Source organism: Ruoffia tabacinasalis (assembly GCF_042652985.1).
In the GTDB taxonomy this organism is placed as follows: Bacteria; Bacillota; Bacilli; order Lactobacillales; family Aerococcaceae; genus Ruoffia; species Ruoffia tabacinasalis.
Map to the genome: position 1 here is coordinate 94,787 of NZ_JBHSHQ010000004.1, position 12,714 is coordinate 107,500.

The 12,714-nt window shown below is 38.3% G+C and carries 17 protein-coding genes and 1 riboswitch; of the genes, 9 read left to right on the plus strand and 8 right to left on the minus strand.

The features are described 5' to 3' along the window. Positions 1 to 9: 9 nt before the first annotated feature. From ACFO5Y_RS00610 to ACFO5Y_RS00650, 9 genes are all read left to right on the plus strand, one after another. A complete protein-coding gene (locus tag ACFO5Y_RS00610) occupies positions 10 to 339 on the plus strand; it encodes a cyclic-di-AMP receptor (protein WP_197103058.1) in 330 nt (109 codons plus the stop codon). A 15-nt stretch (positions 340 to 354) separates the two neighbouring features. Continuing rightward, positions 355 to 1,314, plus strand: coding sequence for a hypothetical protein (locus ACFO5Y_RS00615; RefSeq protein ID WP_197103057.1), 960 nt, complete (start codon positions 355 to 357; stop codon positions 1,312 to 1,314). Positions 1,315 to 1,345: 31 nt separating this feature from the next. Continuing rightward, positions 1,346 to 1,702, plus strand: coding sequence for an initiation control protein YabA (locus ACFO5Y_RS00620; RefSeq protein WP_197103056.1), 357 nt, complete (start codon positions 1,346 to 1,348; stop codon positions 1,700 to 1,702). Between the two features lie 27 nt (positions 1,703 to 1,729). After that, positions 1,730 to 2,491, plus strand: coding sequence for a tRNA1(Val) (adenine(37)-N6)-methyltransferase (locus ACFO5Y_RS00625; protein WP_197103055.1), 762 nt, complete (start codon positions 1,730 to 1,732; stop codon positions 2,489 to 2,491). Beyond that, positions 2,481 to 2,825, plus strand: coding sequence for a GIY-YIG nuclease family protein (locus ACFO5Y_RS00630; protein ID WP_197103054.1), 345 nt, complete (start codon positions 2,481 to 2,483; stop codon positions 2,823 to 2,825). Before ACFO5Y_RS00625 ends, ACFO5Y_RS00630 begins: the two co-directional genes overlap by 11 nt. A gap of 7 nt (positions 2,826 to 2,832) precedes the next feature. Next, the gene (rsmI, locus tag ACFO5Y_RS00635) at positions 2,833 to 3,702 is read left to right on the plus strand and encodes a 16S rRNA (cytidine(1402)-2'-O)-methyltransferase (protein ID WP_380706314.1); all 870 of its coding nucleotides are present in this window, start codon (positions 2,833 to 2,835) and stop codon (positions 3,700 to 3,702) included. Positions 3,703 to 3,881: 179 nt separating this feature from the next. Then, positions 3,882 to 4,739, plus strand: coding sequence for a YdcF family protein (locus tag ACFO5Y_RS00640; RefSeq protein ID WP_197103053.1), 858 nt, complete (start codon positions 3,882 to 3,884; stop codon positions 4,737 to 4,739). A gap of 14 nt (positions 4,740 to 4,753) precedes the next feature. Continuing rightward, entirely contained in the window at positions 4,754 to 5,308 is a 555-nt protein-coding gene (locus tag ACFO5Y_RS00645) for a DNA-3-methyladenine glycosylase I (protein WP_331459492.1), read from the plus strand. A gap of 179 nt (positions 5,309 to 5,487) precedes the next feature. Beyond that, a complete protein-coding gene (locus tag ACFO5Y_RS00650) occupies positions 5,488 to 6,471 on the plus strand; it encodes a helix-turn-helix domain-containing protein (protein ID WP_197103051.1) in 984 nt (327 codons plus the stop codon). A gap of 62 nt (positions 6,472 to 6,533) precedes the next feature. On the opposite strand, the gene mscL is transcribed toward ACFO5Y_RS00650, so the two are convergent. From mscL to ACFO5Y_RS00690, 8 genes are all read right to left on the minus strand, one after another. Continuing rightward, the gene (gene mscL, locus ACFO5Y_RS00655) at positions 6,534 to 6,908 is read right to left on the minus strand and encodes a large conductance mechanosensitive channel protein MscL (protein WP_197103050.1); all 375 of its coding nucleotides are present in this window, start codon (positions 6,906 to 6,908) and stop codon (positions 6,534 to 6,536) included. 119 nt (positions 6,909 to 7,027) lie between these two features. After that, the gene (locus ACFO5Y_RS00660; protein WP_197103049.1) at positions 7,028 to 8,161 is read right to left on the minus strand and encodes an NAD(P)/FAD-dependent oxidoreductase; all 1,134 of its coding nucleotides are present in this window, start codon (positions 8,159 to 8,161) and stop codon (positions 7,028 to 7,030) included. A 133-nt stretch (positions 8,162 to 8,294) separates the two neighbouring features. Continuing rightward, entirely contained in the window at positions 8,295 to 8,849 is a 555-nt protein-coding gene (locus tag ACFO5Y_RS00665; RefSeq protein WP_197103048.1) for a folate family ECF transporter S component, read from the minus strand. A gap of 40 nt (positions 8,850 to 8,889) precedes the next feature. Next, a riboswitch (THF riboswitch) is annotated at positions 8,890 to 8,992 on the minus strand. A gap of 88 nt (positions 8,993 to 9,080) precedes the next feature. Continuing rightward, entirely contained in the window at positions 9,081 to 9,959 is an 879-nt protein-coding gene (citG, locus tag ACFO5Y_RS00670) for a triphosphoribosyl-dephospho-CoA synthase CitG (RefSeq protein WP_231606787.1), read from the minus strand. Next, positions 9,952 to 10,656 (minus strand): GntR family transcriptional regulator, encoded by a 705-nt coding sequence (locus ACFO5Y_RS00675; protein WP_138403884.1) that lies wholly within the window; start codon positions 10,654 to 10,656, stop codon positions 9,952 to 9,954. Before ACFO5Y_RS00675 ends, citG begins: the two co-directional genes overlap by 8 nt. 211 nt (positions 10,657 to 10,867) lie before the next feature. Further along, complete coding sequence (locus ACFO5Y_RS00680; protein WP_197103047.1) at positions 10,868 to 11,998, minus strand: sodium ion-translocating decarboxylase subunit beta; 1,131 nt, start codon at positions 11,996 to 11,998, stop codon at positions 10,868 to 10,870. 15 nt (positions 11,999 to 12,013) lie between these two features. Continuing rightward, positions 12,014 to 12,373, minus strand: a complete 360-nt coding sequence (locus ACFO5Y_RS00685) for a biotin/lipoyl-containing protein (RefSeq protein WP_197103046.1) — start codon at positions 12,371 to 12,373, stop codon at positions 12,014 to 12,016. Between the two features lie 16 nt (positions 12,374 to 12,389). Continuing rightward, complete coding sequence (locus tag ACFO5Y_RS00690) at positions 12,390 to 12,686, minus strand: OadG family protein (protein ID WP_138403881.1); 297 nt, start codon at positions 12,684 to 12,686, stop codon at positions 12,390 to 12,392. Between the last annotated feature and the right edge of the window lie 28 nt (positions 12,687 to 12,714).

Here is a 12,714-nt window from a genome sequence, read left to right on the forward strand (position 1 = left end):
AGGATCATCATGAAATTAGTCATTGCAATTGTACAAGATCAAGATGAAGCTGTATTAGGAAATGCGTTTCGTGAGGCCAATATTTCTGCTACGAAGTTAAGTAGTACAGGTGGATTTTTAAAACACGGAAATACGACCTTTTTAGTTGGAGTGGAAGAAGATAATGTTGATAATGTCTTAGACATTATTCGCGATTGTTCAGAACAAAGAGATCAAGTCGTTGCTTACCCGGCGAACTTAGATATGAACTTAGATGTCGCAACATCATTCCCGATGAAAGTTGAAGTAGGTGGAGCGATTGTATTCGTATTACCAATTGATAGCTTCTACCGATTCTAGTCTAGAGGTGACTATATGGGGCAATTAAGTCATTATTTTTATGAATTAATTCACCAAAAACGTCTCGTTCATGGTTATGTCTTCACAGGTGATGATTATGAAGGTAAGGAGCATGTCTCAACGGAACTGATTAAAGCGTTAGGTTGTTTGAATAAGGATGAGGAAGGTCAACCTTGTGGTGTGTGTGAACATTGCCAAAAGGCACAAAATCATCAATTAGCTGACGTAGTTTCAATTCAACCGGATGGACAATCCATTCGAGTGAATCAGATTCGTGAACTGAAAGAATGGCTATCGACGAGCCCGATTGAAAGTAACTTCAAGTTAGCAATCATTGAAAGTGCTGAAACAATGAATCCTTCGAGTGCGAATGCGTTATTGACCTTTTTAGAAGAGCCCGTTGAAGGAGTTTACTTAGTCCTTTATACTCAGGATAAAAGTAACCTACTACCAACAATTCAATCTCGAGTTCAAGGTGTTCACTTTCCAAGAGCGAATGTAAGTGAGCGAGTAGCTTACTATATTGAAACTGGGGTATCCGAGGCGCATGCCCGTATTTTCGCAAAGATGTCTTCGGAAACTGCCCAAAGACTTGTGAGCGATTATGAAGAAGCAGACGTAACGAATTGGTTTAAATCGTTGAATTATTTTTATTCAACACTGGCTCATGGGAACCTTCATTCTGTGATCTTAGTTCAAACCCAACTAAAAAACTCCTTGAGTGTTCAACAGGCTTTAGACGGTATGGATTATTTATTAATCTTAAATCATAGCATGTTAAGAATATTGTCAAATACTGAAATAGAGAATTTAACCCAAGCTTATTTTATTAATGAAGTGATTAAAACGAAACAACCGTCGCTAGCACATATTTTAGAATTAAATGATTTGATTCTTGAGACGAAACAACGATTACAGGCAAATGTTGCGCCTCAGTTAGCTACGGAACGACTTGCTATCTTAGCAAGTCAATAATATATACGAAGAAGAGAGGGTGTGCCAAACAATGAGAGACAAAAATAATTACTTAGAAATGTTTGATGAAGCAGAGACACATTTGCTTCAGTTAAGTGATACAGTGGCACAGCTGAGAGAAGTCATTGACAACTTAGTTGAGGAAAATAATAAACTACGTATGAGTAACAATGATTTGAAAAGTCTGTTAATTAAATTCCAAACAGACGCTCAAGAAGAAGTGACTGAAGGGGAAGAGGATAGTCAGACAAGTAGTGGGCGCGAGAGTCTTCTAGGCTTTTATAACGAAGGAATTCATGTGTGTCATGAGTTCTTTGGATCACGTCGATCTTCTAATGAGCAATGTCTGTTCTGCCAGGAAATTCTAGAACGCTTAGAAAATCATTAATAACATACATTTTGAGGAGGCTTGTTCATGGATGTTCAAAATAAATCTCAACTCGTTCATTCAACTGAACGAGTTGATTCATTTTTAGGTGGAAAGTTAGGTATAATCCAAAGTACAGAGTATTTTACGTTATCAGTGGATGCTTTGTTGCTAGCTAACTTCATTAAATTACCTAAAGGAAATAAATTTAAATACTTGGATTTTTGTAGTGGCAATGGGGTCATCCCGCTACTTCTGTCCCATCGAACAGAGGCACCATTAAACGGTATTGAACTGCAGGAACCTTTAGTAGATATGGCAAGACGCAGTGCGAAGTGGAATGGTAAAGAGGACCAAATTACCTTTGTTCAAGGAGATATTAATGATCTTAAACATACACAAGGGCAATTATATGACATTATTAGTTGTAATCCACCGTACTTTCTAGCAGAAAGTAGTAATGCAACCCACCGTCTGACAAGTCATGCTTTAGCGCGTCATGAATTGATGCTGACGATGGAACAATGGGTCAAAAAGGCAAGTCAAATTATGCGAGAAAAAGGTAAGTTATTTATCGTTCACCGTCCGAGCCGTTTGGATGATTTAATCGAAACATTGCTAAATCACCATTTCAGTATTCACCGTATTCAGTTTATTCATCCGAAGAAAGACATGAATGCGAATGGTGTCTTAATTGAAGCGATATATCGCGGAGGACGTCGCGGTGTGAAGATTGAACCGGCGATTGTGGTTCATGAAGATAACAATGAATACACACCGACATTGATGGCGATGTATAATGGCGAATAAACGATCATATTATTTCTACGTCTTATTCTGTCAAGACGGCACGCTATACGGTGGTTATACCGTTGACTTAGCTAACCGCTTGGCTACGCATAATGCGGGTAAGGGAGCGAAATATACTCGAGTTCGCAAACGACTTCCGGTTCGCATGATCTACGCGGAACGTTGGGAGAGCAAGTCGTTAGCAATGAGTGCGGAAGCAAAATTTAAACGATTAACCCGCCCCCAAAAGGAAAAATACTTAAAAGAGCATGGACAAGCAGATGTTAGAAGCCAACAACTTGTCTTTGTAAATAAATTTACCGATAATAAAGACGAAGAGCCAATAGAGGAGTAGGATCAGTGTGCAACAACATAGTTTCCAACAACAAGAAGCAGGAATATTATATTTAGTGCCAACACCGATTGGTAATTTGGAAGATATGACGTTTAGAGCCGTCAATATCTTAAAAGAGGCTGATATTGTCCTAGCTGAAGATACACGAAATACGATTAAGTTATTGAATCATTTTGATATTCAAGCGAATTTACGTAGTTTTCATGAACATTCACGCAGTCATGAAGTCACAGCTTGGGTTAATGAATTACATGAAGGTAAGACCATTGCCTTAGTCAGTGATGCCGGAATGCCTTTAATTAATGATCCTGGGCAACCTCTAGTTCAAGCTTGTTTGGAAGAGGATTTGCCAGTGGTGGCTTTACCAGGAGCGAATGCGGCTTTAACTGCCCTAGTTGCTTCAGGTTTACCAAGTGAACAGTTTACTTATTACGGCTTTTTCCCACGAGGTAAAGCAGATCAAAAAGCGGCTTTAGAAATTGTCGGGCAAAGAGATGAGACGGCGATTTTTTATGAATCACCCTACCGGATTAAACAAGCTGTATCGCAAATTGTGACGCATTTAGGTGAAGACACGCAGGTTGTCATCGCGCGTGAACTAACAAAACGTTATGAAGAATACATTCGCGCGAGTGCAGCGGAAGTGAGTGAACATCTTAAAGACCGTGAACTTAAAGGGGAATGCGTACTTTTAATCGAAGGAGGATCTGTCAAATTGGCGACAGACGAAGCGGTATCGAGTTTACCTTACAAAGAACATGTGGAATTAATGATGGCCACAAAAGGAATTCAAGCGAAAGATGCGATTAAAGAAGTAGCCAAAATTCGTGAAGTTAAAAAGCAAATTGTTTATAATGATTATCATAACTTAACTTAAAATATTCAGAGGGGGGAAAAGAAGTGCTATTGTATGGAATTGCCATTGTATTTTTGGTGCTATTTCTCCTCTCTTTTTTGACGAATTATTCTTGGCTCCAACCGTCTGCCTTCGCTTTGTATGGTTTAAATAGCTTCTTAATGGGCTTGGTTTTACAAAGTAATTGGACACCTGTCTTTATGTTTCGATATTTTTTATATATAATTAGTGGCTTTTTCATTGCGGCAGTGCCCTTTGTCTTATTACTGATTGCGGTCTTAGCAATTAATCAGACCGTCCGGCAACCCTCGCCTAAGATTTCAAAGACGATCTTCAATCTCGTCTTAGCTTTTACCTTGTTAGTCTTTGTAGGAGCAACGATTTGGGCGATGTTGCGCCTGAATGATATTCAAATCCAAGAAATTATTGGTATATATATTTACTTATCGATTTACTTTGTTGGGACGTTTCTTTGCTATATCACGTTAAATTTTGCAATTAGTTTGTGGTCGAGAGGAAAGCAAGCAACGATTCTCCTTGTCTTAGGAAGCCAGTTAGATGACATAGATAATGTGACGAATGTCCTGAGACGACGATTAGATAAAGCAATTCAAGTATATTACAGACAAAAGAGTCGAACTCATTCAAAGATTACCATTATTGTTACCGGAGGTCCTCAGCATCAATCAACGTACTCAGAAGCTGAAGGGATGGAGAATTATTTAATTCAAAAAGGGATTCCGGCAGAAGATATTCTGTTAGAACCGCGAGCAAAAAACACGGATGAAAACTTTAAATTTGCCAATGAGCTGATTAAAGAACATCGCTTGTCCGGGAAAGTGGCAGTTATTACGAGTCGTTTTCACTTGATGCGTTCGACCTATATTGCGCGCCAAAGTCGTTTTAAAGCTTACTATCAAGGCGCAGGAACACCATCGTATTTATGGCCGTTTTCAATTATTCGTGAATATGTGGCCTATATTTTACTTACAAGAGAGTTGAATTACGCTTTTATCATCTTATTAATTGCGATTGGTTTGTTCGATATTTTATATTAAGAGGAGTGGATAAAGTGACCGAAATCAAACGCTGTGAATGGATTGCTGGCAAACCAGATTATTATGTGGAATACCATGACCACATCTGGGGAGTGCCGGAACATGACGATCAATTGTTATTTCAATGGTTAATATTAGAAAGCTTTCATGTCGGCTTGTCTTGGCAACTCGTCTTATCTAAAAAAGATAACTTTTTAAATGCCTTCGATCACTTTGACTATGAAAAAATGGCTGAATACGGCGAGGAAGACATTGAACGCCTAGCGAACGATGAAGGGATTATTCGTCATAAAGGGAAGATAAAAGCCGCAATTACGAACGCTCAAGCCTTTATGAAAGTCCAAGAAGAGTTTGGCACATTTGATGCTTACATTTGGAGCTTTGTTTCAGGCGAGCAAGTTGTGAGCCAATCAGATGAGGAACGTCCTACGCAAAGCCCTTTAAGTGATGCAGTGACAAAAGATATGAAGAAACGTGGGTTTAAATTTATTGGAAGTGTCACGATTTACTCATACCTTCAAGCGATTGGCATTATCAATGACCACGATTTAGCTTGTGACTTTCGTTAAAATTATCAAACAGACTAAATTAAGTATATATTGATAATAGAAGATAAATGTTAATATAAAGCCATTTGCAACCGCTAGTTGCGCAATTATACAGTGCACTACATGGTCTGCAACCATCATTTGAGAGATAATAAAGGTAGGAAAAGAGAGATGAATACAAAACATAAGGAGTGTTATTCATGATATTAGCAGACAAAATAATTCACTTGCGAAAGAAATACAATATGACGCAAGAGGATTTAGCTGAAAAGTTGAATGTCAGTCGTCAGTCAGTCTCAAAGTGGGAAGGCAATCAAGCGACACCCGATTTAAACAAAGTCCTTAAACTCTCAAAACTTTTTGGTGTTACAACCGATTATCTCTTAAATGATGACGAAAGTACAGAAACAGAAGAGGAAGTTGCAAAAGAAGCAGAATTACCAAAAGCAGATTTTGTGTCTGTGTCACTGAATACAGCTAAAGAATATTTAGAAGAGAAGTCAGATTTTGCTCATCGAATTGGTATAGGGGTTGTGCTACTAATAAGTAGTGTCATTCCGATTGTGACTTTAACAACACCATCGATGCTTCGAATAATTCCAGAGAATGTCAGTGAAGCGATTGGAATTAGTGCACTGTTCTTACTTGTAGCCTTAGGTATCGGCGTGATGATCTTTGCGAATATGCGTATGCAAAAGTTTGAGTTTTTAGAAGAAGCTTTTGAGTTGGAGTTCGGTGTTCGCGGATTTGTCGAAAAAGAGATAGATAATTATCGCCCGACGCATACGCGACAATTATCCTTTGGCGTTGGTTTAATTATAGTGAGTGTGCTTCCAATCATTATCATTAACCTACTATTTCCTAGCTTTGCAGAAGACCATATTGGTTATGTTGTAGGGATTTTCCTCGCGGTGGTTTCTATGGCTATCTATATGTTGATTTCTACAGGAATTTATTGGGGCAGTTTGAATACATTACTTAATCACCGTCAGCCAGTTGATGAAGAAAGTGAAGTGGTTGATCGTATAGCCGGTATTTACTGGCCAATAGTGACTGCCATCTTCTTTGGTTATAGTTTTATCACAGCGGATTGGGGTCGCAGTTGGTTCATTTGGCCGATTGCAGCTATGATCTTTGCAGCCCTATCTGGTGTAGTGAATTTCAGAAGTCAAAAGAATGAATAAAAGCAAAAAACTCAGGCACCTTGTTAATTTAACAGGGTGTCTGAGTTTTAATGTCTAAAGAATTATTTTTTACGTAATTCGCCTAAAATTTCTTCTAATAATTCAGTTTCAGTTGGTCCAGCAGGTTCTTCGTCTGGAGCAACGATTTTTTTATCTTGTACTTTCTCTAAAGCTTTAAGTGTTAAGTATAAGAATAAAGCCACTAAGATAAAGTTAATAACAGCTTGTAAGAATAACCCAACAGCTAATTCAGTGTTACCAATTGAAATAGCAACACCTGATACATCTGCTTGACCAGTGATTGCCACAATAATCGGCATGAAAATATCGTTAACTAATGAATTAACAATTGCAGTAAATGCAGAACCCATAATAATACCAGTTGCCATAGTGATAATGCTGTCGTTCGCAATAAAGCCTTTAAACTCTTTCCACATAAAAACATCCTCCTTAAGGATAATAATAAAATAAAATGATAAATTAAATATACCATGTTCACATTTAAAATCCCAATAATGTGATCATAAACTTTACTTATCCTATCAGTGTTAGTTCACTATTGAGCGTCATTTTCTTGAATATACTTTTCAATCGGAAAGGCTTCTTTATCAATATCCCAGGCATTTGTTTCAACAAGTTGTGCCCACTGATAGCCTAAGAATGGGCCACTTGTTAGACCAGATGATCCTAAGCCACTAACTGCCCAGACATTGTCTAAGTTTGGCACTGCACCAACTAAGACAGAGAAATCTGACGTGTGCGCTCGTGTACCTACTTTAGATTCAACGATGTCATAGTCATCAATACTTGGCATCCATTTTGTAACTTCATCGCGTAATTCATTCAGAACGGCTTCATCAACATCTAAGTTCTCACCTTGGTCATCTTCATGTGTCGCGCCAATGATAATTTCGCCATTATTGAAAGGAATTATATCGCTTTGTCCTGGAGGCATAATCACTGGCCAATGTTGGTCAACCCAATTGGTATTCTTAAGCACAAAGAGTTGTCCCTTTTGGGCGCGTATATCAACCTGGTAACCTAGTGGTTCTAATAGATTTGTTAAACCAGGACCAGGAGAAAGAAGTAAGCGGTCAAAATTATGCTTAGCCACCGAAGGGGTAGAAATGTAGATATCCCCACTTTCTTTCTTAAGTTGGGCTTTTTCACGAATGATTTTCCCACCTAGGTCTTGAATTGCTTGGTGAAGTGTATCAATAAGGGCATCACCATGAACGCGACCCCCACCTTCAACCCACGTCGCTGGATGATTCGATTCAATTAAAGGTAAATAATCCGAGATATCTTCTGTTGAAAGTTTCTTAACTTCTCCAATTGAAGGTGAAGCTTCTTGTTTCGCTTCTGCTTGATCAAGGTCTTTTTGAACGCGTTTATCTGTATTTCGAATCATGATCGCACCATCGATTTGATAGATAGCGTCTGTATTATAACCATCATCTTTCAAATCTTGCATAAACTGATGATAAAACTCAGCCCCTTTAGATACTAGAAAGTACCAAGGCTTATTCCGACGTAAAGAGAACCAAGGGCAGATAATACCTGCAGAAGCGCGCGTAGCTTGGCCAATTCCGTGGTCAAAGACTGTGACTGTGTGACCAGACCGCGCTAAATAGTAAGCCGCCGTTGAACCGACAATACCCCCACCAATAATTGCAATTTTTTTAACCATGTTATCACCTTTCCTGATTACTTGTTCCTTATATTATAAAGGAATTTTATGTAAAAAAAACAAAAAATCTCTGCCCAACGTGCCAGTAATCACTGGACTCGCACGCTAGACAGAGGGTATTTATTGAATGTTTTTAAAATTGATATTTTTTAATGAGTTTTTCGATGGTTGGTGACTTGAATAGGAACGTTAATATAATCGTGTTAATTGGTAATGAGATTAGGTTTTTAACAATTCTCATTGGCATAAAGGCAGCCCATGCTCGGCCATACATCATGCGAATCCACACGGAATTCAAACCTAAATTGATAATTAATGTCACGAGTAAAACCGCAACAAACACACGTTTCCAACTGATTGGCTTACGCCATAGAACCCAACCGTAAATCCATCCACCTAAAGCGGCACTTAACGTGAAGCCAGGGAAAAAGAATCCACTCCCACTAATGAAAAAAGTGATTAAGTCCGTAACTGTTGACACGAGCAAAGCGAAAAGTGGACCAAATAAAATCCCACTAAAAGCTGTACCGACAAAGCCAAGGCCGATTTCAGCTAAGTTACCGAAATTTAAAGACGGAATGAAACTTAAGACAATCCTTGCGGCGATCATAACCGCCATTAAAGTTAACTGCGACGTTGTAACTTTCCTTGGTCTAATGTTCTGCTCGACGTCTACCTTCTTGTTCATATGAATACTCTCCTCTTTCACAGAGAGCCACACAGTGATATGCAGCGAATGCAAAAATAAATCGCACCTAGTTCAGTGAACCAAGTTTCGTTTCTTAGCAACATCCCATCTAAGAACACTTCACGCTTATTTTTTACTCTGTTATCCTTTATTTAATTGTTTCCAATTATATCTTCATTATACTGTATTTTTGTTAGAAAATATAGCTCACTAAAGAAAAAGGGCGCTGTATTAAAACTCCGCTTGTTCTAATAGAGACAAGAAGATACCTAAAGCTAAAGCATCCGCCGCTCCACCAGGACTCAGATGTCGTTCAATCATCACTTGGTCATATTCGTGCAGCGCTTCTAGAAATTCGCTCGGCTCATTAGGATCATTAAACAAAGTAAGTGCTTCCATCTTAATGGTTTCCCAAGCTTCGAACCCACCCCGGTGAATAATATTGCCGTCTTCAATGTGTCCCATGATGAGTAGCAATGCTTTTAATAAATTATGTTCTAGTATTGGATCATCTAAACTACGTAAATAAGGCATCAACACATCTTGTAAGATAGGGTAACCACTAACTGCCTCGCCACGAATCCCCGTAATGCCATGTTCAATATACAATCTCTCGCCATGAGATAGTTTTTCTCTTGTATGCACATCATCAAAATCATTCAGTAAGATGTCTTTGGTCATTAAACGAATCAATTGAAACGCTTCGGTTGTGCGAGTAGCTGACCAAGTCGATAACTGCTTACGCTCAATAATATAACCTACAGCTACAAGTAAAAGGGCGAATGAAAAGTTAGCACCTTTATGAGTATTAATACCATGCGTTGCTTCAAACATAGCGATTTCCGCATTAATCCCAATACGTCTTGAGCCGTTAAATAATTCACTTAAATCTTCTGTTTGGTGTAAGTTTCTTCCTAAGTCATAATACTGCTTAAAGAAAGGTTCAAAAGACATTACGCTATCAATAAACGTGTAATAGTTCATATCTCGATGCGAACCATTATTGAAACGATCCACTAAACCTGGTTTAGGTGATAAAGAAACCTCATACATCAACGCTTTCGTTGCGATACGGGGAATGCGATTATGGATTGAGTGTACATTATCCAATATTACGATTCTCCATATCTTCAATAATAAACTTCAATGAATGATCGAGATGCTCATGAATAAGCATGGTCATTGTTTCAACATCTTTATTGCGCATCCCTCTTAAGATTAAGAAGTGCTCTTCTAGTGCAATTTTACTGCGAACTTCTGAACGAATGGATAATTCTCTAAAGTAAACGAGATAGGCCTGCAGCTCATCAATAATTTTCGGTAGACGACGCATCTGTGACTTTTCATAAACATAAGCATTAAACCCAGAGAAATTATTAATTAGGTTATCGATGCGGTCATCAGATTCTTTTGTTTGAATGCTATCCCCGCTTTGTAAATGGCGCTCAAGTTCATCGAAATCCTCCTCGGTCATCAGGTGCATAGCTTTCGTAAAGGCAAGTGTGTCGAGTGCTTTACGAATATCATAAATTTCGTATGCATCTTTAATACTAATCCCTCTAACAATCATCCCGATACCCGGAACATGTTCAACCAGTTCTTCTTTTAAGAGTTGTTCGAGCGCATAGCGAATAGGAGTTCGACTAATGTTCATTTCTTCTGAGAAAACGGATTCATTAATACGCTCACCTGCGGGAATTTCACCTAAGATAATGGTACGCTTAAATGCGTGATAGACAGAAACTTTTAACGTTTGATTGGAATTAATATCTAAATTTGCCTTTACGGCTTCAACTGTAGAATCCATTGTATACCTCCTAAATAATTAATTATTCTTGTTAAAGAACAAAATGTGTCATTAAACAATGCACTTGAATTGTATACTTATTTGAGATGAAATTCAATAAGCTATGGTAATAGCTTCAATTCAACATAGATATATACAATTGACTAACAAAAAAACGAAGGTACACTTCGTTAAAAGTATACCTTCGTTATTAACTAACTTGTTACATTGATTATCCAAAGAAGCTTAGTAAGATACCAGCTGCAACAGCTGATCCGATAACTCCAGCTACGTTTGGTCCCATTGCGTGCATTAATAAGTAGTTATTAGGGTTTGCTTTAATCCCTTCAGACTGTGCAACACGTGCAGCCATCGGTACAGCAGAAACACCTGCAGAACCAATTAAGGGATTCACTTTACCATTTGTTAGTTTGTACATAAGTTTACCCATAAGGACACCACTTGTCGTACCAATAACAAAGGCGAATAGACCTAAGAAAATAATTTTGATTGTATCAAATGATAGTAATGTAGCGGCATCTGCTGAAGCACCTACTGAAATACCTAAAAGAATTGTAATGATGTACATCATTGAGTTCTCTAAAGTTGTTGTGATTAAAGGTACAACTTTACTTTCACGAATTAAGTTTCCTAACATTAACATCCCAACTAATGATGCAGCTGAAGGAATTAGTAAGCTTACGAATAAAGTAACAACGATTGGGAAAATGATTTTTTCTTTTTGTGATACTGGACGTGCTTGCTTCATAACAGTTGTTCTTTCTTTTTCAGTTGTTAACGCGCGCATAATTGGCGGTTGAATAATTGGAACAAGCGCCATATATGAGTAAGCAGCAATCGCAATTGTTGGTAAGATATGCTCAGCTAATTGAGAAGAAATATAGATAGCTGTTGGGCCATCTGCTCCCCCAATAATACCAATCGCAGCAGATTCACTTGGCGTCATACCTAAGGCTAAAGCACCGAAGAATGCAGCGAAGATACCGAATTGAGCAGCTCCACCTAATAATAATGTTTTTGGATTCGCAATAAGCGGACCAAAGTCAGTAGATGCTCCTAAACAGAGGAAGATCAGTGGTGGGAATATTCCGAGCCCGACCCCTTGATATAAGTAATGAAGCAATCCACCATTCTCTGTTGCAGTAGCAGGATCCATTAATCCCGTCAGAGGTAAGTTAGCAAGTAACATACCGAATCCAATTGGAATTAATAAATAAGGCTCATAGTTTTTAGAAACGGCTAAAAAGATTAAAACCAAAGCCAACATAATGACGATGATTTCTTGTATAGTTAAACTCAAAAACCCGGAAGTTTGTATAAGTTCATTAATTGTGTCTAACATGTAAACGAATACCTCCTATATAGTCAGTAGTAATTGATCAGATTGTACACTGTCACCTTGACTGACACTAATTTCACCAACAACACCGTCAGCTGGTGCAACAATTTCGTTCTCCATCTTCATAGCTTCTAAGACGATTAATGTATCCCCTTGAGCAACTGTTTGACCTGGTGTGACAGCAACTTTTAAGATAGTTCCAGACATTGGTGCGTTAATTTCTGTTCCGCCTGATGCTGCAGCAGGTGCTGGAGCACTTTGTGTTTCTTGAGCAGCAGGAGCAGCTGTTTGACCCGTTGACATATCTGCATCAGCAGGTAATTCTTTTACCGATACGCGGTATACTTCATTATTAATTTCGATTTCGTATTTTTTCATGATTTATATCCTCCGATTATTTAATTCGTTTTGATTCTTGGATTTCTAACTTTTTGTTTGGCTCATCTTCAGACGCTAATGCTAAAGCGACTAATTCAGCAACTTGTTGATGCTTTTTGTTCGGTGCTAAGTTGTTTGTGTTTACTGCAGGTGCAGGTTTAGCTGCTGCAGGTGCAGGTTCGGCTTTATCACTTCCGTTAACAAACTTTGCAATCATTTCTGTTAGTCCCCAAAGAACTAGTAGTACTGAAAATACTGTAAGCATGGAAACGATAGTTAACATCAAACCGTCCATAATACTGATTGATTCCATCTAATTAAATTCCTCCTTCGTTCATCGA